This is a genomic window from Kibdelosporangium banguiense, assembly GCF_017876405.1.
GTDB classification, from domain to species: domain Bacteria; phylum Actinomycetota; class Actinomycetes; order Mycobacteriales; family Pseudonocardiaceae; genus Kibdelosporangium; species Kibdelosporangium banguiense.
Genome location: NZ_JAGINW010000001.1, coordinates 4,337,174 through 4,356,494 on the forward strand (window position 1 = coordinate 4,337,174; position 19,321 = coordinate 4,356,494).

General features: G+C 66.1%; 23 protein-coding genes and 1 pseudogene. 13 read left to right on the forward strand and 11 right to left on the reverse strand.

Features of this window, described 5'->3' with window-relative positions:
* Nucleotides 1–14: 14 nt before the first annotated feature.
* Genes JOF56_RS20490 through JOF56_RS20505 form a run of 4 tightly spaced genes read left to right on the forward strand, consistent with a single transcriptional unit; the run spans nucleotide 15 to nucleotide 4,049 of the window.
* Nucleotides 15–884 (forward strand): FAD binding domain-containing protein, encoded by an 870-nt coding sequence (locus JOF56_RS20490; RefSeq protein WP_209640589.1) that lies wholly within the window; start codon nucleotides 15–17, stop codon nucleotides 882–884.
* On the forward strand, nucleotides 875–1,333 hold the full coding sequence (locus JOF56_RS20495) for a (2Fe-2S)-binding protein (protein WP_209640592.1): 459 nt from the start codon (nucleotides 875–877) through the stop codon (nucleotides 1,331–1,333). Before JOF56_RS20490 ends, JOF56_RS20495 begins: the two co-directional genes overlap by 10 nt.
* The gene (gene pucD / locus JOF56_RS20500) at nucleotides 1,330–3,585 is read left to right on the forward strand and encodes a xanthine dehydrogenase subunit D (protein ID WP_209640594.1); all 2,256 of its coding nucleotides are present in this window, start codon (nucleotides 1,330–1,332) and stop codon (nucleotides 3,583–3,585) included. Before JOF56_RS20495 ends, pucD begins: the two co-directional genes overlap by 4 nt.
* Complete coding sequence (locus tag JOF56_RS20505; protein ID WP_209640597.1) at nucleotides 3,585–4,049, forward strand: nucleoside deaminase; 465 nt, start codon at nucleotides 3,585–3,587, stop codon at nucleotides 4,047–4,049. The genes pucD and JOF56_RS20505 overlap by 1 nt, the downstream gene beginning before the upstream one ends.
* A gap of 39 nt (nucleotides 4,050–4,088) precedes the next feature.
* On the opposite strand, the gene JOF56_RS20510 is transcribed toward JOF56_RS20505, so the two are convergent.
* Together JOF56_RS20510 and JOF56_RS20515 are read right to left on the reverse strand one after the other, a co-directional pair.
* A complete protein-coding gene (locus JOF56_RS20510; protein ID WP_209640601.1) occupies nucleotides 4,089–4,370 on the reverse strand; it encodes a hypothetical protein in 282 nt (93 codons plus the stop codon).
* A gap of 37 nt (nucleotides 4,371–4,407) precedes the next feature.
* Complete coding sequence (locus JOF56_RS20515) at nucleotides 4,408–4,680, reverse strand: hypothetical protein (protein ID WP_209640604.1); 273 nt, start codon at nucleotides 4,678–4,680, stop codon at nucleotides 4,408–4,410.
* On the opposite strand from JOF56_RS20515, the gene JOF56_RS20520 reads away from it, so the two are divergent.
* Together JOF56_RS20520 and JOF56_RS60715 are read left to right on the forward strand one after the other, a co-directional pair.
* Nucleotides 4,679–5,707, forward strand: a complete 1,029-nt coding sequence (locus tag JOF56_RS20520; protein ID WP_209640607.1) for a helix-turn-helix domain-containing protein — start codon at nucleotides 4,679–4,681, stop codon at nucleotides 5,705–5,707. The two genes, JOF56_RS20515 and JOF56_RS20520, sit on opposite strands and share 2 nt — an antisense overlap.
* Entirely contained in the window at nucleotides 5,670–5,834 is a 165-nt protein-coding gene (locus JOF56_RS60715; protein WP_209640610.1) for a DUF397 domain-containing protein, read from the forward strand. The genes JOF56_RS20520 and JOF56_RS60715 overlap by 38 nt, the downstream gene beginning before the upstream one ends.
* A gap of 72 nt (nucleotides 5,835–5,906) precedes the next feature.
* On the opposite strand, the gene JOF56_RS20530 is transcribed toward JOF56_RS60715, so the two are convergent.
* From JOF56_RS20530 to uraD, 4 genes are read right to left on the reverse strand one after another with little or no spacing between them, the layout of a single operon-like run.
* Complete coding sequence (locus JOF56_RS20530; protein WP_209640614.1) at nucleotides 5,907–6,728, reverse strand: alpha/beta hydrolase family protein; 822 nt, start codon at nucleotides 6,726–6,728, stop codon at nucleotides 5,907–5,909.
* Nucleotides 6,729–6,759: 31 nt separating this feature from the next.
* The gene (gene pucL, locus JOF56_RS20535) at nucleotides 6,760–7,629 is read right to left on the reverse strand and encodes a factor-independent urate hydroxylase (RefSeq protein WP_209640617.1); all 870 of its coding nucleotides are present in this window, start codon (nucleotides 7,627–7,629) and stop codon (nucleotides 6,760–6,762) included.
* Nucleotides 7,630–7,631: 2 nt separating this feature from the next.
* Nucleotides 7,632–7,952, reverse strand: a complete 321-nt coding sequence (gene uraH, locus JOF56_RS20540) for a hydroxyisourate hydrolase (RefSeq protein WP_209640619.1) — start codon at nucleotides 7,950–7,952, stop codon at nucleotides 7,632–7,634.
* On the reverse strand, nucleotides 7,949–8,434 hold the full coding sequence (gene uraD, locus JOF56_RS20545) for a 2-oxo-4-hydroxy-4-carboxy-5-ureidoimidazoline decarboxylase (RefSeq protein ID WP_209640622.1): 486 nt from the start codon (nucleotides 8,432–8,434) through the stop codon (nucleotides 7,949–7,951). The genes uraH and uraD overlap by 4 nt, the downstream gene beginning before the upstream one ends.
* 41 nt (nucleotides 8,435–8,475) lie before the next feature.
* Here uraD and allB point away from each other — a divergent pair, with 41 nt between their 5' ends.
* Genes allB through JOF56_RS20560 form a run of 3 tightly spaced genes read left to right on the forward strand, consistent with a single transcriptional unit; the run spans nucleotide 8,476 to nucleotide 11,621 of the window.
* A complete protein-coding gene (gene allB, locus JOF56_RS20550) occupies nucleotides 8,476–9,795 on the forward strand; it encodes an allantoinase AllB (protein ID WP_209648363.1) in 1,320 nt (439 codons plus the stop codon).
* A complete protein-coding gene (gene alc / locus JOF56_RS20555; protein WP_209640625.1) occupies nucleotides 9,792–10,784 on the forward strand; it encodes an allantoicase in 993 nt (330 codons plus the stop codon). Before allB ends, alc begins: the two co-directional genes overlap by 4 nt.
* Nucleotides 10,785–10,835: 51 nt before the next feature.
* Complete coding sequence (locus JOF56_RS20560) at nucleotides 10,836–11,621, forward strand: DUF1206 domain-containing protein (protein ID WP_307855176.1); 786 nt, start codon at nucleotides 10,836–10,838, stop codon at nucleotides 11,619–11,621.
* A gap of 50 nt (nucleotides 11,622–11,671) precedes the next feature.
* On the opposite strand, the pseudogene JOF56_RS20565 reads toward JOF56_RS20560, so the two are convergent.
* Nucleotides 11,672–12,127 (reverse strand): annotated as a pseudogene (locus JOF56_RS20565) (PLP-dependent transferase); the annotation flags it as partial.
* A gap of 148 nt (nucleotides 12,128–12,275) precedes the next feature.
* On the opposite strand from JOF56_RS20565, the gene JOF56_RS20570 reads away from it, so the two are divergent.
* Complete coding sequence (locus JOF56_RS20570) at nucleotides 12,276–12,725, forward strand: OsmC family peroxiredoxin (RefSeq protein ID WP_209640628.1); 450 nt, start codon at nucleotides 12,276–12,278, stop codon at nucleotides 12,723–12,725.
* Between the two features lie 16 nt (nucleotides 12,726–12,741).
* Here JOF56_RS20570 and JOF56_RS20575 read toward each other — a convergent pair whose 3' ends face one another.
* Genes JOF56_RS20575 through JOF56_RS20590 form a run of 4 tightly spaced genes read right to left on the reverse strand, consistent with a single transcriptional unit; the run spans nucleotide 12,742 to nucleotide 14,865 of the window.
* The gene (locus JOF56_RS20575; protein ID WP_209640630.1) at nucleotides 12,742–13,152 is read right to left on the reverse strand and encodes a PIN domain-containing protein; all 411 of its coding nucleotides are present in this window, start codon (nucleotides 13,150–13,152) and stop codon (nucleotides 12,742–12,744) included.
* On the reverse strand, nucleotides 13,140–13,406 hold the full coding sequence (locus JOF56_RS20580; RefSeq protein ID WP_209640632.1) for a type II toxin-antitoxin system Phd/YefM family antitoxin: 267 nt from the start codon (nucleotides 13,404–13,406) through the stop codon (nucleotides 13,140–13,142). Before JOF56_RS20580 ends, JOF56_RS20575 begins: the two co-directional genes overlap by 13 nt.
* A 26-nt stretch (nucleotides 13,407–13,432) precedes the next feature.
* A complete protein-coding gene (locus tag JOF56_RS20585) occupies nucleotides 13,433–14,008 on the reverse strand; it encodes a (2Fe-2S)-binding protein (RefSeq protein ID WP_209640634.1) in 576 nt (191 codons plus the stop codon).
* Entirely contained in the window at nucleotides 14,005–14,865 is an 861-nt protein-coding gene (locus tag JOF56_RS20590) for a putative RNA methyltransferase (protein WP_209640636.1), read from the reverse strand. The genes JOF56_RS20585 and JOF56_RS20590 overlap by 4 nt, the downstream gene beginning before the upstream one ends.
* A gap of 162 nt (nucleotides 14,866–15,027) precedes the next feature.
* Between JOF56_RS20590 and JOF56_RS20595 the strand changes: the two genes are divergently transcribed.
* The 3 genes from JOF56_RS20595 to JOF56_RS20605 are packed head-to-tail and all read left to right on the forward strand — an operon-like array spanning nucleotide 15,028 to nucleotide 19,120.
* Nucleotides 15,028–16,425: an ammonium transporter gene (locus tag JOF56_RS20595; protein WP_245378325.1), complete on the forward strand. Its 1,398-nt coding sequence runs from the start codon at nucleotides 15,028–15,030 to the stop codon at nucleotides 16,423–16,425.
* Entirely contained in the window at nucleotides 16,422–16,760 is a 339-nt protein-coding gene (locus tag JOF56_RS20600; protein WP_033392613.1) for a P-II family nitrogen regulator, read from the forward strand. Before JOF56_RS20595 ends, JOF56_RS20600 begins: the two co-directional genes overlap by 4 nt.
* Nucleotides 16,757–19,120 (forward strand): [protein-PII] uridylyltransferase, encoded by a 2,364-nt coding sequence (locus JOF56_RS20605; RefSeq protein ID WP_209640638.1) that lies wholly within the window; start codon nucleotides 16,757–16,759, stop codon nucleotides 19,118–19,120. Before JOF56_RS20600 ends, JOF56_RS20605 begins: the two co-directional genes overlap by 4 nt.
* Nucleotides 19,121–19,321: the final 201 nt, after the last annotated feature.

The window sequence follows — 19,321 nt, forward strand, 5'->3', positions numbered from 1 at the left end:
TTTGGAGGTGAGACGTGGAGTTTCTGCGTCCCGGGAGCCTGAGCGAAGCTCTGGAGATGAAGGCGGCCGTACCGGAGGCTGTGCCGATCGCGGGTGGCACGGACGTGATGGTCGAGCTCAACTTCGACCACCGCAGGCCGCCCGCACTGCTGGACTTGACCCGGATCGATTCACTGAGCGAGTGGTCAGCCGACAATGGCACGGTGACGTTCGGTGCGGGGCTGCCGTACACGCGCGTGATCGACGAGCTGGGTTCGTCCCTGCCAGGTCTGGCGATCGCCTCCCGGACTGTGGGGTCGCCGCAGATTCGTAACCGTGGCACGGTTGGTGGCAATCTCGGCGCCGCCTCGCCGGCCGGGGACACGCATCCCGTGCTGCTGGCGTGTGACGCTCATGTCGAGGTGGCGTCTGTCCGAGGCAGCCGGCGGATCCCGGCCAGCGAGTTCTACCTTGGCGTGAAACGCAACGCGCTCGCGCCGGACGAGCTCATAACCGCGGTGCACGTGCCCAGCGCCACGGGTCCACAGCAGTTCGCCAAGGTCGGCACACGCAACGCGATGGTGATCGCGGTGTGCTCGTTCGCGATCAGCCTGCATCCGAACACGCAGCGGGCCGGCGTGGCGATCGGTTCTGCCGCGCCGACGCCGCGGCACGCTCCCGGGGCGGAGGATTTTCTCGCCAGGGAACTGGACTGGGAATCACCGCGGCCGTTGGCCGACTCGGTCAAGCAACGTTTCGGCGAGCTGGTTGCCGCCGCGGCGTCACCGATCGATGATGTCCGAGGCACTGCGGCGTACCGCAAGCACGCCTTGGCAGTACTGGCAAGACGCACGCTGGGCTGGGCGTGGGATGCGTATCGCGGAGGGGAGCGGTCATGCGCGTGACCATGAACGTCAACGGTGAATCGCGCGAGGTCGACGACGTGTGGCCAGGCGAGAGCCTGCTGTACGTCTTGCGGGAACGCCTCGGCCTGCCAGGCTCGAAGAACGCCTGCGAACAGGGCGAATGCGGCTCCTGCACGGTCTACATGGACGGCACGCCGGTGTGTGCGTGCCTGGTTGCCGCAGGTCAGGCTGAAGGGCGTACCGTCCAGACGGTCGAGGGTCTGGCGCCGGGCGAAGGACTTGACCGGATCCAGCAGGCCTTTGTGGACGCTGGCGCGGTCCAGTGTGGATTCTGTACTCCTGGGCTTGTGGTGGCCGCACATGACTTGTTGAACCGCACGCCCAATCCGTCCGATCCGGAGATCCGCGAGGCGCTGGCCGGAAACCTGTGTCGTTGCACGGGTTACGAGAAGATCCTGGACGCGGTCCGATCGGCGGCGCAGTCATGACCTCCCCGGTTGCTGTTACGACACAAGGTGGAATCGGCGCCAGCGCGCAACGCCCCGACGGCGCGTTGAAGGTGCGTGGCGAGTTCGCCTACGCCTCAGACCTCTGGCACGAGGACATGCTGTGGGGCGCGACTTTGCGCAGCCCGCATCCGCATGCCCGGATCGTGTCGATCGACATCACCGGAGCGCTGAAGGTTCCGGGTGTCTACGCCGTGCTGACGCACGACGACGTCCCGGGCACCAACATCTACGGCCTGGAACACTCCGACCAGCCCGTACTTGCGGTCGACGTGGTCCGGTACGAGGGCGAACCCGTGGCCGTGGTGGCCGCCGATCACCCGGAGACCGCCCGCCGCGCGATCAAGCGGATCGCTGTGTCCTACGAGGTGTTGCCGCCGGTCGTGAACACCGAGGACGCCGCGCACGGCCGTGCCCCGGATCTGCACCCGCACGGCAACGTGGTGCGACATGTGAAGATCCGGCGTGGCCCGCAGGACGCCACGGCTGACGTCGTGGTGACCGGCGAGTACGAGGTCGGCATGCAGGACCAGGCCTTTCTCGGGCCGGAGTCCGGCTTGGCCGTGCCCGCGCCCGACGGGTCGATCGATCTGTATGTGGCGACGCAGTGGCTGCACGTCGACCAGCGGCAGATCGCGGTCGCGCTGGGGTTGCCGCTGGAGAACGTGCGCCTGACGCTGTCGGGCGTCGGTGGCGCGTTCGGTGGGCGTGAGGACCTGTCGATGCAGGTGCACGCGTGCATGCTCGCGCTGCACACCGGCAAACCGGTCAAGATGGTCTACAACCGTGAAGAGTCGTTCTACGGGCACGTGCACCGGCATCCGGCTCGGATGTACTACGAACACGGCGCCACCCGCTCCGGAAAGCTCGTCTACGTCAAGGCGCGGATCTACCTCGACGGCGGTGCTTACGCGTCCAGCACGGGTGCGGTTGTGGCCAACGCGGCCACGCTCGGGCTCGGCCCGTACGACGTTCCCGGTGTGACTGTGGACTGCTGGGGCGTCTACACGAACAACCCGCCATGCGGCGCGATGCGTGGATTCGGTGCTGTGCAAGCGGCTTTCGCTTACGAGTCCCAGATGGACAAGCTGGCTTTGGAGTTGGGGATCGACCCGGTCGAGATCCGGATCCGCAACGCGATGAGCGAAGGCAGCATCATGCCGACCGGCCAGGTCGTCGACTCACCGGCGCCGGTGGCCGAACTGATGACCCTGGTCCGTGACAAACTGTTGCCCCCACAGGGTTCTCACCTGACAGACATGCCCGGTGGCGTTTCCAACACCACTCACGGTGAAGGTGTCGTGCGCGGTGTCGGCTATGCCATCGGCATCAAGAACGTCTGTTTCTCCGACAGCTTCGACGATTTCTCCACCGCGCGGGTCCGGTTGTCCGTGGTGGGCGGGGAAGCGGTCGCGCTGGTGCACACCGCTGCCGCCGAGGTCGGGCAGGGCCTGGTCACGGTCCTCCAGCAGATCGTCCGCACCGAGCTGGGGGTCGAGGTCGTGACCGTCCAGCCGATGGACACATCCATTGGCGATGGCGGCTCGACCTCCGCGTCCCGCCAGACGTACGTCACCGGTGGCGCTGTTCAGGCCGCTTGCCGTGCCGTGCAAGAGAAACTGTTCAAGCGCCTTGGCCGTGACGACATCTCACTGGTGGGCGGGAAGATCATCGGCGAGGACGGGGGCATGCTCGATCTCGCCGAGGTGCTCGGCTCGGACGTGATCGACGAAGTCGTCGAATGGCGGCACAGGCCCACCGAACGGATCGACCCCGAGACAGGCCAAGGCAACGCGCACGTGCAGTACGCCTTCGCGGCGCACCGCGCGGTCGTGGACGTCGACACCGAGCTGGGCCTGATCAAGGTGGTCGAGCTGGCGTGCGCGCAGGACGTCGGCAAGTCGATCAACCCGCAGGCGGTCCTCGGCCAGATCCAGGGCGGCACCGCGCAGGGCCTCGGCCTGGCCGTGATGGAGGAGATCCAGCTGCAGGACGGAAAGATCCGCAACCCGTCCTTCACGGACTACCTGATCCCGACAGTGCTGGACATGCCGCCGATGGTCATCGACGTGCTCGAACGACCAGATCCACACGCCCCGTACGGCCTGCGCGGCGTCGGCGAACCGCCCACAATCTCGGCGACCCCGGCGATCGTGGCCGCGATCCGCGCCGCGACCGGCTTGGCGTTGCCCCGCGTACCCGTCCGGCCCGAACACATCACAGGGACAGGCTGATGGAGCACGAATGGCTGGCCCAGGCCCTGCGCCTGGCCACGGAGAATGTCGCGGCAGGCGGCGGGCCCTTCGGCGCGATCGTGGTCCGGGATGGTTCGGTCATCGCGACCGGCACCAACCAGGTCACGCCGACCCTGGACCCGACCGCGCACGCCGAAATCGTGGCGATCCGCAACGCCTGCCAGGCAATCGGCGACTTCCGCCTGACCGGTTGCGTACTCGTCTCATCCTGCGAGCCATGCCCACTGTGCCTTTCCGCAGCACTCTGGGCACGCCTCGACCGCGTCATCTACGCCGCCGACAGACACGACGCTGCCGCCGCCGGCTTCGACGACAGAGCCTTCTACGACCTTTTCGCCCAACCCCGGGAAACCTGGCCAGTCCCAGTCCACTGCATCCGCGCCGACGCATACGACGCCCCATTCAAAGCCTGGAGCGCCAACACAGATCGCATCGACTACTGAGTAGTTCGCCCGAAGGTTCGTGACAGGACCGTGCGGCGGCTACCTGTCGGTGCACGGGCTGGCAGGAGCAACCCATACGAGATCGTAAGTAGTGTCGGGCTCGCTGCGGACGTACATCAGAGCGTTCTCAGCTTCGGCAAGAAAGTATTGGTTCCTGCCATCGGCGGTGATCATGTACGCACTGTCGGCGAACTCCATACCCCACCCGATGATCTCGATGTCGTTGTCGCGATGGTTCGTCATGACAGTGGCGAACAGACGAGGTGCCTGCGCCGCGACGATTGAGGCTGCGTGGTCGTCGAGTTCCGTGGCATCACACATGGCTGAGCTCCTAGTGTAGTCAATGATTGTTGAAAGATCAGTTCGAGTTGCCGAGGGGGTCGGCTGGGACCAGCAGATGGCGGTGCGCGATCAGCCAGACAGGACAGGGAAACCTGCGGTTGCGCCGCCATCCGGGGCAGCCACGGCACCGGCCGCTGCTGTCAGGCTGATGCAAGTCCAGAATCTCCCGCATCGCCGAGGTCAGATTCCCAAGTTCGGTACTGGCAGATGCTTTGCGGGACAGGCTGTCCAGGCTTGCCAAGCGATTGATCATCGCGTCCCGTAGGACTGCGGCAAGAACGTGCGTCATGGGGATGTACCTCGATCGAACGCGGTCATACGCCCACCTGTTTGATGTCTATCAGCACAGTACAACTAGACATGTCCAGTTATCCATGCCTCGATCGAGGGATGTCCGGAGCGGCAGAGACGTAGCAGGATGTGCCAATCGACAGACAGATGGATGGACACAAGGGGATATGGCTACCAGGAATCCACAGAGGATCGAACTCGGCGAAACGCTCCGCAATCTCCGGACGAGGGCTGAAAAGAAGCCTGCCGAGGTCGAGCAGGACTTGCGCTGGTATGCCGGGAAGGTGAGCCGGGTCGAGTCGGGCGCTCGAGTCCCGACGTTCGCTGAGATGGACCGGCTGGCAACCATCTATGGGATCGATGACGAGGAGCGGCGCACCCTGCATCTGCTGGCGGACGCCGCACGTAAACGCGAATCAGCCGCTCGGGTCGCGGACTTCGCGCAGACCTACGTCACGCTTTTGAGACAAGCTTCCGTGGTGCAGTATTACGACGCGGAGCTGCTGCCGTCGTTTCTGCAGACCAAGGCATATGCCCGTGCGGTACTGGAACATGGGTCCGGCACAGTCGAGGACCGTCTGACTGACCGGCTTTCTCGCGGGAAGATCGTCACCAGAGAGACCCCTCCGCTGATCAGGGTGGTGCTTGGTGAAGCGATGCTGCACCGGGCCGTCGGTGGGCCCGATGTAATGAGGGAACAGATCGCCCACCTGTTGGACATGGCGCAGTTGCCGAACGTCGCTATCCGGATCCTGCCGTTCGCGGTCGGCGCTCATCGTGCGTTGGGTGTTGGATTCACGGTCCTGGAGATCGCTTCCCCCAAGATCACCCGCGTGTACATCGAGGGTCTGACCGACGCGACCTACATCCACGAGCCAGACGAGACCGAGACGTACAGGCGTGGATTCGAGGAGCTCTGGGAGTTGGCCGCCGCCGATGAGGAGTCTGCGACGATCCTCCGTAGGCACAACACAACGGAGGAGCACGATGGAGGCGAAACGCTGGAAGAAGTCGACGCGAACTGAAGGCGAGAACAACTGCGTCGAGCTGCCACACACGCTCGACGAGATCCGCGACTCGAAGAATCGCAGCGTGACGCTGGTGGTTCCCCAAGCAGCGGTGGTCTCGTTACTTCGATCGCTTGGCCACTAGTCGACAAGAAGCCCCCGGTGCGACCGGGGGCCTCTTGTCGTGGACCTGGCTGTCACACCCGGATTGGGTGGATTACGCGAGAAAGCGGTCGAAGAAGGTCCGGATATTGGTGTTCTGGATGGCGATGGAGCGTGCCGGGTCAATGGTTCCGATGAGCGGGATCCACTTGTCGGCTGGGAAGCCCAACGGGCCGGTGAGCTGGGGCAGGATCACCTGCAGGTCGCTGTAGCTGTTGTGGGCGGAACCCTTGATGAGTACGTCCTGCTTCCAGCCGCGTTGGTTGGCCCAGAACTCGAACCACGATCGGTCCCAGTCGTTGCGCGGGGAATGGTGGACGATAGTGCCGTCGGGCAGCCGAATCTGGCTGCCCATCAGTTTGAACGGCCGGTCCAGGCCGCGTTTGACCACCTCGCCGGGAAGGTAGGGAACGCCGTCGCGGCCGAATCCCCAGCCCATCTGCCCGTCGAGGTTGATGCCGGCTTTGATGCGCCGGTCGTCGACCATCGTCTCGCCTGCGGTGAATCCACCGTAGGAATGGCCGAACATCCCCACTCTGCTGAGGTTCATGACGTTGTTGAGGTCGCGGTTGACCTGCGGCAGGCGGTCGAGAACAAATCGTGTGTCCGCGACCCGGGCATCGATCGCGGCTTTCAGGTATTCCGGCGTCGGGGTTTGCGCGATCGGTGGTTCGACCCGTCCGCCCGGAAATTCCACAGCGGTCTCGTAGGTGTGATCGATCGTCACCACGACATAGCCGTGTGACGCCAGATCCTGTACCTGGCCCGGCAGGATGGCCGGATGGGCATCCTCAGCTACGCGGACGCGGTGAAGTTCCTGGGCGGCAAGGAGAACAAGAGGCGCGAAGATCACTTCGCCTGTACCGAACCTGCTCACCGTGATCGACGGGGTCGACCACCTGGCCGCGTTAGAACTCCGGGAGCGAATACCAGGCCAGGCCGGCGTCCTCGGCGTCGTCGCGGACCACACTGCCCTCGATCAGCCCGTATGGACGGTCGGCCGCGTAGAAGACCTCGTTGTTGTTCTCCAGCCCAAAAGGTGACAAATCGACCACGAAGTGGTGCTTGTTCGGCATGGACAGCCGGATCTCCGCCACCTCAGGCCGGGCCTCCAACACGGCTGAGCCCATCGCGTACAGCGTCTGCTGCAGCGACAAGCTGTGCTTGGCGGCGAATGTGGAGACCAGCAGCGATCGGATTGCCGCGAAGCTCTCCGTGTAGGAGACCGTGCCCTGGTAGCGCCAGCGGGCGGTCACTGCCGTGGCCAGGATTCGGTCGGATGTCTCGGGCAGCGTTGTGTACTTGTCCTTGGGGTAGCCGTGGAACTCCGAGCCGGTTGTCTTCAGGACCACCAGGTCACGCAGGCCGGACACGACCCAGTGGTCCGAACCGGACACTGTCACCGCCGTGGTGCGGACCTCGCGGGAGCCACCGGAGAAGGCGTGGTCGGAAATCCGGTCCCAGCTGTGTTCGTCGATCAGGATCCGGGCGCCGGAGATCTGCTCGAAGGACGTGACGAAGTGCCTGCCGAGGCGTAGCGCGAAGTCCTCGATCTCGTCGACGCCACCGTCCTTGGCGAAGGCGTAGACCGTGTTCTTCTGCGTGTCCGTGGCGACGACGTCGGAGTTGTCGCCGGTCAGGTGGGTCGCTGCGAGGGAGCCGCGCAGTGAGGTGCTGACGGTCAGATCGCGCAGTGAGTGCACTGAGGACGATCGTGACACCGTCACGAGGCGGACCTCGGCTTTGCCGTACTGGTTCGGGCCCAGGCTGTACGACAACGTCAGCTCCCTCGGTAGGTCGAATAGGCGAATGGGCTCAACAGGACCGGCACATGATGGTGCACCCCGGCTTCGAAGATCCGGAAGTCCACAGTGATCTTCGGGTAGAACGCGTCCGGCCCGTGGTACGCCTCGATGTCGAACACAAGCCGGTAGACGCCGGCTTCCAGCGACGCGGGTCCCAGCGAACGCAGACGGCCGTCACTGTCGGTCACGCCTGAGGCAAGCAACGAGCCGTCAGCCGCCGAAAGCGAGACAGGCACGCCTGCCGCCGGACGACCCGAGGCAGAGTCCAGGACATGGGTGGTCACGGCGCTCGTCATGTCGTCACCAGCTGTTCCAGGCGGCGGATGGCGATCTTGGCCAGTTCCTCGTTGACGATCCGCAGCTCGGTCGCGGGGTCGTTGCCCAGGCGCGACTCCAGGATCGTGAGCAGCTCCTCGCCGCTGCGCCCGGAGGCGAACACGAGGTAGATGTGGCCGAAACGGTCTTCGTAACGGACGTTGGCGTCAAGCAGCCGCGTGGCGACGGAACCATCGACGCCGGACTGCTCGGCTTGTGACCAAGCGTCGCCGTCCTTACGCTCGCCGATCCGGGGATGAGCGGCCATGGCCAGGTGAAGCTCGTCGTTGGTCAGTTCACGCGCTCGGGAGGTGGCCACGGACAGTAAGGTCGCACGATCGGCGAACGGCCGCAGGGCGAGCACCTCGTCGGCCCATCGGGGGACCGAGAGACAATCTCCCAGCAAGGGACGCAGGTCGTCGGCCGGTGCCGAATTGAATCGGTTCAGGGTGACGGCGGGCACTCCCCACACTAGCCAGAAACGCGGAAAGAGGGTGGCAGGTGCTGGACCTGGTGTTCCGGGCCCGCAGGATGATCACCACGGCCGGTGAGGTCGAGGGGACAGTCGGAGTGCGGGAAGGGCGCATCGTCGCCGTCGAGCCGTTGAACAGCGCCCTGGACGCGGACCGGGTGATCGAACTCGGTGCGAACCAGGTGCTGCTGCCGGGCCTTGTGGACACCCACGTACACGTCAACGATCCCGGCCGGACCGAGTGGGAGGGCTTCAAGACCGCCACCCGCGCGGCCGCGGCGGGCGGTATCACGACCCTGCTGGACATGCCGCTCAACAGCCTGCCACCGACCATCGACGTGGACGCCCTCGACGTGAAGCGCAAGACCGCCGAAGGCCGTTTACACGTCGACGTCGGGTTCTGGGGCGGCGCTGTGCCGGGCAACCTCAAGCAGTTGCGGCCGATGCACGAGGCCGGGGTGTTCGGCTTCAAGAGCTTCCTGCTGCACTCGGGCGTCGACGAGTTCGGCCACCTGTCGTTCGCCGAGTTCGAGGCCGCGCTGCGTGAGCTCAACCGCTTCAACGGCCTGATGATCGTGCACGCCGAGGACGAGCAGTCGATCACGTCGTCGCGCGGCAGGCGTTACGCCGACTTCCTGGCCTCCCGGCCACGGGCGGCCGAGAACGGCGCGATCTCCAGGGTGATCGCGCTGGCCCGCAAGACCGGGGCCCGGGCGCACATCCTGCATCTGTCCTCTTCGGACGCGCTGCCGATGATCGCCGAGGCGCGGGCCGAGGGCGTCGAGCTGACTGTGGAGACGTGCCCGCACTACCTGACGTTCGTCGCCGAGGAGATCCCCGACGGCGCGACCCAGTTCAAGTGCTGCCCGCCGATCCGGGAGGCCGCCAACCGGGAGGCGCTCTGGCAGGGCCTGGCCGACGGCCTGATCGACTTCATCGTCAGCGACCACTCACCGTCCACGATCGCCTTGAAGCGCTTCGACACCGGCGATTTCGGGGACGCGTGGGGCGGGATCGCCGGTCTGCAGATCGGCCTGCCCGCGGTGTGGACGCAGGCGCGCCGCCGGGGCCACAAGATGTTCGACGTGGCCGAGTGGATGGCGCACCGGCCGGCCAAGCTCGCCGGAATGCGGCACAAGGGCCAGATCGCGCCCGGTTTCGACGCCGACTTCTGCGTGTTCGCCCCGGACGAGGCGTTCGTCGTGCAGGCTGAGCAGTTGCATCACCGCAACCCTGTGACCGCGTATCACGGCCTGCCGCTCGCGGGCCGGGTCGTGTCGACGTGGCTGCGCGGTATCAAGGTCACTGGTGAAGAGTTGCACGGCGATCTGCTGGGCCGGGAGGACGCGTGAGTTTCGAGCAAAGCCCTGACCTGGCCTCGCGGCGGTTCGGCGGTGCCGTGGTCTGGGCAAACGACGAGTTCTTCGCCGAACGCGAGAACCTGATCAAGCCGGCCGAGCCGGTCTACCAGACGTACACCTTCGGCCACAAAGGACAGGTCTACGACGGCTGGGAGACCCGGCGGCGCCGGGAACAGGGCGTCGACCAGGCGATCATCCGGCTCGGGATGCCCGGTGTGATCAAGGGCGTGGTCGTCGACACGGCCTTCTTCACCGGCAACTACCCACCGTTCGCCTCGGTCGAGGGCTGCAGCGTCGAGGGTTATCCCTCTGCCGGGGAACTGGTCGCGGCCGACTGGGTAACGGTGTTGCCGAAGTCCACGCTCCAAGGCGACACGAAGAACCCGTTCGAAGTCACCGATACGCGCCGTTACACACATGTCCGGCTGACGATCTACCCGGACGGCGGTGTCGCGCGGCTGCGGGTGCACGGATCGCCGGTCGCCGACCCGCGTTTCCTCAACCTCGAACACCTCGATCTCGCCGCGCTGGAGAACGGCGCCGAAGTCGCCGGCTGCAGCAACATGTTCTATTCCTCGCCCAACAACCTGATCGCGCCCGGCCCGGCCGCGGTGATGGGCGAAGGCTGGGAAACCGCGCGGCGCCGGGACGACGGCAACGACTGGGTGCAGATCCGCCTGGCAGCGCAGGGAATCGTGCATCTGATCGAGCTGGATACCAGTCATTTCAAGGGAAACGCGCCCGGCTGGGCGTCAGTCAGCGTCGCGGGTCCGTCAGGTGACTGGTCGCAGTTGCTCAGCCGCGAACGCCTGCAGCCCGACACCAGGCATCTGTTCCGCGTCGCCGAGCCGCACGAGGCTACGCAGGCCCGGCTGGACGTCTACCCGGACGGCGGGATGGCCCGGCTCCGGCTCTGGGGCGAACTGACCGAGGGCGGCCGCGAACTGTTCGTCTCCCGCTGGGAGGACCGGCTGCCCTAGTTTGCGGGCGGGTGTCGGCGGCAACCCCCTTGGCCGAGGGAGTTGATGACGATGACCGACGTTCGCACCCACAAGGCCACTCAGTGGCTCGGCCGGTTCGGCATGACCTGTTACGGGGTCGTGCATCTGCTTGTCGCGTGGCTGGCGCTGCAGGTGGTCTTCGGCGAATCGGAGCAGGCGGACCAGAAGGGCGCGGTCGGGTCCCTCGCGGAGACGCCGTTGGGCCCGGTCCTGTTATGGGCATTGGCGATCGGGCTGCTGGCCTATGCCGTATGGCAGATCCTGATGATCGTCAATGGCTATACGTGGGTCGAGAAAGGCAAGAAACGGTTCCTGCGTAAGTTCGGGGCCGGATCACGTGCTTTTGTCGCCGCGGGTCTCGGCATCACCGCGATCCAGATCGCCACAGGCAGTGGCGGTGGCGGTTCCAGCAACCAGGCCACCCAGGAGTGGACCGCGAAACTGATGGCTCAGCCGTTCGGGCCGTGGCTGGTCGGAATTGTCGCGCTGGTGATCCTCGGGGTCGCGGTGGCGGCCATCCGCCGGGGCGTCAAGAAGAAGTTCCTTGAGGACCTGAACGAAGCACAACTGCCGAACGCCGCCAAACCACTGGGCGTTGCGGGGCACAGCGTGAAAGGCGTGGCGTACGGAATCATCGGCATTCTTGTCGGTATTGCCGCCATCAACGCCGAGCCTGGTCAGGCAGCCGGACTTGACGGTGCGCTGAAGACGTTGCAGGCGCAGACATTCGGCTCGGTCCTGCTGTTCCTGGTCGCGCTCGGCTTCGCCGCGTACGGCGTCTACTCCTTCGCCGCGGCCCGCGCCCACAAGGGCTGATCAGCGGAACTTGTTGCGGCGTGAGGAAATGACGCCGGTGTCGAACCCCGCCAGATCAGCTTCGTCTTGTCCGTGATCGCCGCGGCATACGCGTCCACATCGCCGTCGACGAACGTCGTCTGCACACCGAGCCGCCTCAACGTGCTATCCATCTGCATGACTGTGCCGCCGTACAGCCCGCTCGCGGACACGATGTGCTCTCCGGCCTCAGCCAGCGCAGCGAACGTGAGGAACTCGGCGGCCTGCCCGCTCGCGGTCGCCACCGCGCCGATCCCACCCTCAAGGCTGGCCATCCGCTCTTCGAAGGCGGCCACCGTCGGATTGCCGATCCGGCTGTAGATGTTGCCGTACTTCTGCAACGCGAACAGGTTCGCGGCATCCGCGCTGTCCTCGAACACAAAGCTCGTCGACTGATAGATCGGCACGGCCCGCGCGCCCGTCGTCGGATCAGGCGCTCCACCAGCATGCAACGCCCGCGTGCGAAAACCCCAACGCCGCTCACTCACACGCTCACCGTAGCCGAAGGTCACGGAAAGATAATGTTGTGCACAACTTAATTGAGGGCTACTCTTCTGGTGTCGTCATCCGGTGATGACGAGCGTCGGGCATCCATCAGAAACACCGTGTCACTCACGTCCCGCGTAGGAGGACACCATGCTGAAACGCGACGCCACCACGCACTGGGAAGGCGACCTGATGAGCGGCAAGGGAAACGTCGTGCTCCAGACATCCGGTGCGGCCGACTTCGACATGAGTTTCGGCAGCCGGATCGGCGACTCGCGCGCTACCACCAGTCCCGAGGAACTCATCGCGGCCGCGCACTCGGCATGCCTGGCGATGAACATGTCCCGGGTGCTCGCGACGAAAAAGCTGATCGCCACCTCGATAGACGTCAGCGCCGGGGTCAGCCTCGGCCGGGCCCAGGGCGGTGGAATCGAGATCAGGGACATCGCTCTCGTGCTGCGCGCGGACGTGCCCGCGGTCAGCGCCGCCCGCTTCCGCGAACTGGCCACCTTCGCCGCCCTGACCTGCCCGGTAAGCAGAGCACTGACCGGTGCGACCGTCACTCTCAACGCAGGCCTGGACCGGACACTCCGGTATTAGCCTGAGCCGAGCCGGCTTACTCGCCGGGCGCGATCAGTCTTGTTTCGACATCCGGCAGTTTGCCGAACTCAGCCGCGGCGTCCGTGGTGACCAGGATCCGTCCGGTCGCCCGGGCGGTCGCCGCGATGATCAAGTCGTGGGCACCGCGAGCCTGGCCCGCCTGCCGGACGTACGCCAGCAGTTCGGCATGGTGCTCTGCAATGGCGGGGTCGTAGTTCTCAACCGGGGCAATCGAAAGGATGTCGTCCAGGAATGCCTTCTGGGCGGCTCGGCGGCTGTGGTCCTTGTCCAGCAATACCCCTGTCAGGTACTCGGCGATGACCACGGCGGGTATCGAGACATCGTCCTCGTCGGTGAGGTCGGCCAGGTCCAGGCGTCCGCGCACGCCCTCGACCAGCACGCCGGTATCGAGAATCAGTCGCGCCATGGGTCCGTGTCCAATTCCGCTGTCGCAGTGCCCCGGACCCCGGCGACGTTCTCGGCGAAGGCGTCGTCGAATGCCTCGTGTTTGTTCCAGCGGCGAAAGACGTCGCGTAGTGCGCGGCCGTTGGCTCGCGGCGCGGGAACGATGAGTGCGACCCGGCGACCATTGCGGGTCACCACGATGGTCTCGCCGTGCTCCGCTTCGTCGAGTAATGCGGAGAAGTTGCGGGATGCCTCGGATGCACTCATCTCTCTCATGTCTTCATACTATCTGATTCAGACCTTCAGATAATAGCCTTGAGTCGTTCCAAGCGGGCCCCAGGGGTCTGGCGTGGGCAGCTTGTGCACTTGGTGGTTGTCGTGCCCTGGTAGATCAGGCAGCACGACACCCGCCGCACGAACTGCCGGCCGTTGACCTCGACATACCTGGGCTGTGGCAGCTCAGGCCCGATTTCGGCGGCGACCTCGACGGCTGAGGAAGTACGGCCCGCCCAGAGCAGCCGGTTGGCCAGGGAATCCGTGGTGATCGCCCACAACTGCCGTGACCGCGCCCCGCTCACCTTCGCCACGGAGGAGATCGCAGCGATCAACATCTCCCGCACGCTCGAAGCCGGGGAGCCGGTGAACGCGCGAGACCGAGCATCCAGCACACGCCCATCGGTCTCCAATAACAGCGTGATGGCCTCAAGCGAAGGATCTTTCCCGTCCACGAACGGCCCAAGCAACACGGTGCTGGCCGAGTACCACCACAGCACCCCGAGCGTGGCCTGGTCACCCAGTGGATACCGCCGGGACGACAAGGAGAGCTGCGCGGAAAGCCACGAAGGATCCGTCACGGCCGTCGCCGGAACCTCGATCACGCTTCCCTCCGGTACACCGAAACCACGAACGCCGCGGTGACCGTGAGCGAGGACTGGATCGCGTCCAGCGCCGTGGGCGGCACGTGGTACGCGTTCGGTCCCATGTGGACGATTCGGTGCACGTCCTGCGGGGTGAGTGTCAGCTCGATCTCGCAGTCGTGCCGTCCGGTCAGGGAGAACTGGGATTGCAGGGACGAGTCCAGGCGGGTCAGTTTGTCGGCGTCCACGTTCAGCATCTCGAGGTGGTCGCGTAGTTCCGCCAGGTGCGTGGAGTCGGGCGTCACCACCAGCAGCGTTCCTTCGGGGCGCAGTACGCGGTGGGATTCCGCCAGGTTCCTGGGCGCGAAGATGTTCATGATCACGTCTGCGGACTGGTCCTGCAGGGGCCAGGGGCGCCATAGGTCCCACACGACGGCGCCGATCGCGGGGTGTGCGCGGGCGGCGCGGCGCAGGGCGGCGGTGGATGTGTCCATGCCGAGGCCGGTGGACGCGTGCGCACGCGCGAGAACCGCCCCAAGGTAGTAACCCGTACCGGTGCCTGCGTCGACGACGAGGCCGTCTCGGCGTAGGTCGCGGGCGGCCTCGTGCGCGACGAGACGGGCCAAGGGGGCGTAGTGGCCGGCCGCCAGGAAGTCGAACCGGGCCGCGACCATCTCCTTGGTGTCGCCCACGCCGGAGCCGAGCAGGTTCACGTAGCCCTGCCGGGCGAGGTCGAAACTGTGACCTGTTTCGCATTTCAGCGAACGACCCGGCTGGGTGAACGGCGAAAGGCAGTGCGGGCAGCGCAGAGCGCCCAGCGCCACCGGTGGAAAACTCACCTGCTGGGTCGCCTTCTCGTCGCTTCTACCTCGGCTCATGTCGCTACGACGCTAGCGAGCGCCGCCCGGTGCGACAAAGCGGGATGTCCGATTGGTAACGATTCGACATTGACCAGGCAGGAAACGCGGACGTAACAACGAATGTCACACAGTTCACAGCGGCGAAACCTGGCGTGCGATCCCAGGAAACACCACTTCCCGATGCTGCCCGTGCAAAACACAGCACGGGAGGACGATGTGAACGCAGGAGACACAGCCTGGATCCTGGCTAGTGCCGCCCTGGTCATGCTGATGACCCCAGGGCTCGCGTTCTTCTACGGCGGCATGGTCCGCTCGAAGAGCGTGCTGAACATGCTCATGATGAACTTCATCGCGCTCGGCGTGGTCGGGGTTCTCTGGGTTCTCTACGGCTACTCGCTCGCGTTCGGCAACGACGCGTTCGGCGGCCTGCTCGGCAACTTCGACAATGTCGGGCTCAAGGGCACGGTCGGAGCCGTCGCGGGCACCGCGGCGACCGCCGAGGATCCGGCTGGGCACCAGTACCCGGTGCTGGCGTTCGTGATGTTCCAGCTGATGTTCGCGATCATCACCGTCGCCCTGATCTCCGGCGCCATCGCCGACCGGACCAAGTTCTGGGCGTGGACGCTGTTCACCGTGCTGTGGTCCACGATCGTCTACTTCCCGGTGGCGCACTGGGTGTTCGCGTTCTCCTCGTCGGACGGCTCGGTCATCGGCGGCTGGATCGCCAACCAGTTGAAGGCACTGGACTTCGCCGGCGGTACGGCGGTGCACATCAACGCTGGTGCCGCGGGCCTGGCGCTGGCGTTTGTGCTCGGTAAGCGCAAGGGCTGGCCGCGGGACACCGGTCGCCCGCACAACGTGCCGTTCGTGCTGCTGGGTGCGAGCCTGCTGTGGTTCGGCTGGTACGGCTTCAACGCCGGTTCCGCGCTGGGCGCCAACCAGACCGCTGCTGTCGCGTTCATGACGACCACGGTCGCCACTGCCGCCGCGGTGCTCGGCTGGCTGCTGGTGGAGCAGATCAAGTACGGCAAGCCGACGACTCTGGGCGCCGCGTCCGGTGCGGTGGCCGGTCTGGTCGCGATCACTCCGGCCGCCGGCTTCGTCAACCCGCTTGGCGCGCTTGCCATCGGCGTGATCGCCGGCATCCTCTGCGCACTGGCGGTGAGCCTGAAGTTCCGCTTCGGCTTCGACGACTCGCTCGACGTGGTCGGCGTTCACCTGGTCGGTGGTCTGACCGGCACGCTGCTGATCGGCTTCTTCGCGACCACCTCGGTGAACTCGGCCGGCGCCGACGGCCTGTTCTACGGCGGCGGGCTCGCCCAGTTGGGCAAGCAGGCCGTGGCGGCCGGCGCGGTTCTGGCGTACTCCTTCGTGATCACCCTTATCCTCGGGTTCCTGATCAAGGTCACCATCGGATTCCGGGTGTCCAAGGAGGACGAGGTCACCGGTGTCGACGAGGCGCTGCACGCTGAGAGCGCCTACGACTTCGGTGGCTTGGGCGGTGGTAGTGGCCTGAGCAACTCGGCCAAGCCCACCGGTGCACACTCCGCGGCTTCCCTTGAGGAGACGAAAGCATGAAACTCGTAACCGCGATCATCAAGCCATTCACCCTTGACGACGTCAAAGCCGCCCTTGAGCAGCTGGGTGTGCTGGGCATGACGGTCAGCGAGGTCCGTGGTTACGGCCGGCAGAAGGGCCACACCGAGGTGTACCGGGGCGCCGAGTACGCAGTGGACTTCGTGCAGAAGGTCCGTATCGAGGTGCTCACCGACGACGCGGCGGTGGACAAGGTCGTCGACGCGGTCGTCGAGGCGGCGCGGACAGGCAAGATCGGTGACGGCAAGGTCTGGGTCACGCCGGTCGACACCATTGTTCGGGTGCGGACCGGGGAACGCGGCACAGACGCGCTGTGAAAAATACGGGGGAAGCCCCGTCAGCGGCTGACCTCGTGCAGGCCCGCGACCGGTTGCTCGGACCGGTCGCGGGCCAGCGCAGGCTCAGCCCTGACGCGCTTCGGGAAGCACTGACCGACCTGCACGAGTTCTGGCTGACCGCGCAGGCGGCACAGGCGGGGATCGGTGCGAACCAGGGGGTCGCGCTGGTGGCAGTCGGCGGCTTGGGCCGCCGTGAACTGGTGCCCTACGCCGACTTGGATCTGCTGCTGGTGCACGAAGGGCGCGGCAACGGGATCAACGAGCTCGCTGAGCGGCTCTGGTACCCGCTGTGGAACTCCGGGATCGGCCTCGACCATTCGGTCCGTACCGTCGGTGAGGCACTCGACGTTGCCGCCAGCGACCTGCGTACCGCGGTCGGCCTGCTCGACATCCGGCATATCGCCGGTGACCAGGAAGTCGCCGACCGGCTCAAGACCCTGGCTCGCGACAAGTGGCGTGCCAGTGCCCGCAAACGGGTCTCGGCGCTTGCCGAGTCGGCCAGGGTGCGGTGGCATCGCAGCGGCGAGGTCGCGCACTGGGTGGAACCGGATCTCAAGCACGGCCGCGGTGGCCTGCGGGATGTCGGCATCCTCCGGGCGCTGGCCGTGGCACAGCTGGTCGACCGGCCGGGCGAGGAACTCGAACACGCGCATCGGCTTTTGCTGGACGTCCGCACCGAACTGCGTCGCCTTGTCCACCGGGCAAACGATGTCCTGCGTGCTCAGGACGCCGACGAGGTGGCCGTGGCGCTGGATCGTGGCGACCGTTTCGACCTCGCCAGGCTGCTTTCCGGCGCAGGCAGGACCGTCGCGTACGCGCTCGACGTCGCCATCCGTAGTGTCGGGTCCGACGCTCCGCGTCGTGTGCTCAGCCGGTTGAGACGTGGCCCTGAGCGGCGCCCTCTTGACGAAGGCGTTGTGCTGCATGGCAATGAAGTGACTTTGGCGCGTGACGCCGAACCGCACCGGGATCCTGCTCTGTTGTTGCGTGTCGCAGCGGCTGCCGCGCGTACGGGGCATCCGATCGCGGCAGCGACCCTCCAGCGGCTTGCCGAGACCGCGCCGGAACCCCGTGCCCCCTGGCCTTTGCAGGCTCGCGACGAGCTGATCGCGTTGCTGGGCGCCGGAGAGGGCATCATCGATGTGATCGAAGCCTTGGACCGCAGTGGATTGTGGGCGCGGCTGTTCCCCGAATGGGGCGCTGTCCGTGATCTCCCTCCTCGCGATGCCGCGCACAAGTGGACAGTCGACAGGCACCTCGTGCAGACCACCGCGCACGCCAGCCGGATGGTCACCCGGGTCGCCCGGCCGGACCTGCTGCTGCTGGGCGCGCTCCTGCACGACATCGGCAAGGGCCGGAAGGCGGATCATTCGGAGGTCGGTGCGGCACTGGCGACCCAGGTCGGCGAGCGGCTCGGTTTGTCCAAACAGGATGTCGACACGCTGTCCGCGATGGTCCGTCACCACTTGCTGCTGCCGGACACCGCGACCCGCCGGGACGTCACCGACGAGTCGACGATCGTGCGCGTGGCCGAGACCCTCGGCGGCGACCCGGTTCTGCTGGAGTTGTTGCACGCCTTGGCCGAAGCGGACTCGATGGCCACCGGACCGGGTGTGTGGACGGAGTGGAAAGCGGCCCTGATCGGCGACCTGGTCTCCTACAGCAGTCAGGCCATGGCAGGCGAGCCGATCGCCCGGCCGGACCCGCTCGACTCCCGCCACCGGGTGCAGGCCGAAGCTGTTGCCGCGTCCGGAAAACACGACGTCACGATCGAGTCGTCCGGCCGGGTCGCGACCATCACGATGTTCGCGCCGGACCGGCCGGGCCTGCTGTCCAGGGCGGCCGGGGTGCTCGCGTTGAACTCCCTTGAGGTGCACTCGGCGAGCATCGACACGCATGCCGGGATCGCCGTGGAGGTGTTCACGGCGTCGCCACGGTTCGGCTCGTTGCCCAATGCCTCGTTGCTGCGTGAGCAAATGGGCCTGGCGCTGTCGGACAACCTGCCGTTAGCCGACCGTCTGGCCGCCAAGGAACGCGATTACGGCGGCCGCCCAGAGGACGCGCCCGAGCCACGTGTGCTCTGGTTCGACGACGAGGCCGGCAAGGACTACCCCAGCGCGGTCGTGCTGGAACTACGGGCCGTGGACCGGATCGGACTGCTGTACCGAGTCGCTGAAGCCCTGGAACGGTGTGGCGCGGACGTACAGTGGGCTCGCGCGGCTACCCTCGGGACCACGGCCGTCGACTCGTTCTGTATCCGTGCCGCGGATGGTGGCCCGTTGTCCGCCGCGAGCCGCAGCAAGCTCGCCGAAGCCGTGCACGCAGCAGCACTCGCGTGAGTTGAGTAGTTCTACCCAGTGCGATCCAGGGGGCTTCACGCTGCCGGGAAAACGCTGTGACCGGCAGTCTTGTGCTTGTCACGAGACAGGCGGGTACGAGAGGGGATCGCGGTAAGTGGGAGACCGCCCAGGCGGGGGCTGGGCGGATGCCGCGACTCGGGTGCCTGCTCGGACCGTGAACCGCCCGGCGGGCCCATCGAG

Bases quoted from the DNA above. Each gene is read 5' to 3' on its own strand.
- JOF56_RS20595 (WP_245378325.1), top strand. From the start codon at position 15,028: ATGCTGCCCGTGCAAAACACAGCACGGGAGGACGATGTGAACGCAGGA.
- JOF56_RS20510 (WP_209640601.1), bottom strand. From the start codon at position 4,370: ATGTGTGATGCCACGGAACTCGACGACCACGCAGCCTCAATCGTCGCG.
- JOF56_RS20505 (WP_209640597.1), top strand. From the start codon at position 3,585: ATGGAGCACGAATGGCTGGCCCAGGCCCTGCGCCTGGCCACGGAGAAT.
- JOF56_RS20590 (WP_209640636.1), bottom strand. From the start codon at position 14,865: ATGAGCCGAGGTAGAAGCGACGAGAAGGCGACCCAGCAGGTGAGTTTT.
- JOF56_RS20600 (WP_033392613.1), top strand. From the start codon at position 16,422: ATGAAACTCGTAACCGCGATCATCAAGCCATTCACCCTTGACGACGTC.
- JOF56_RS20575 (WP_209640630.1), bottom strand. From the start codon at position 13,152: ATGGCGCGACTGATTCTCGATACCGGCGTGCTGGTCGAGGGCGTGCGC.
- pucD (WP_209640594.1), top strand. From the start codon at position 1,330: ATGACCTCCCCGGTTGCTGTTACGACACAAGGTGGAATCGGCGCCAGC.
- JOF56_RS20560 (WP_307855176.1), top strand. From the start codon at position 10,836: ATGACCGACGTTCGCACCCACAAGGCCACTCAGTGGCTCGGCCGGTTC.
- JOF56_RS60715 (WP_209640610.1), top strand. From the start codon at position 5,670: ATGGAGGCGAAACGCTGGAAGAAGTCGACGCGAACTGAAGGCGAGAAC.
- JOF56_RS20495 (WP_209640592.1), top strand. From the start codon at position 875: ATGCGCGTGACCATGAACGTCAACGGTGAATCGCGCGAGGTCGACGAC.
- uraH (WP_209640619.1), bottom strand. From the start codon at position 7,952: ATGACGAGCGCCGTGACCACCCATGTCCTGGACTCTGCCTCGGGTCGT.
- JOF56_RS20520 (WP_209640607.1), top strand. From the start codon at position 4,679: ATGGGGATGTACCTCGATCGAACGCGGTCATACGCCCACCTGTTTGAT.
- JOF56_RS20580 (WP_209640632.1), bottom strand. From the start codon at position 13,406: ATGAGAGAGATGAGTGCATCCGAGGCATCCCGCAACTTCTCCGCATTA.
- JOF56_RS20570 (WP_209640628.1), top strand. From the start codon at position 12,276: ATGCTGAAACGCGACGCCACCACGCACTGGGAAGGCGACCTGATGAGC.
- JOF56_RS20515 (WP_209640604.1), bottom strand. From the start codon at position 4,680: ATGACGCACGTTCTTGCCGCAGTCCTACGGGACGCGATGATCAATCGC.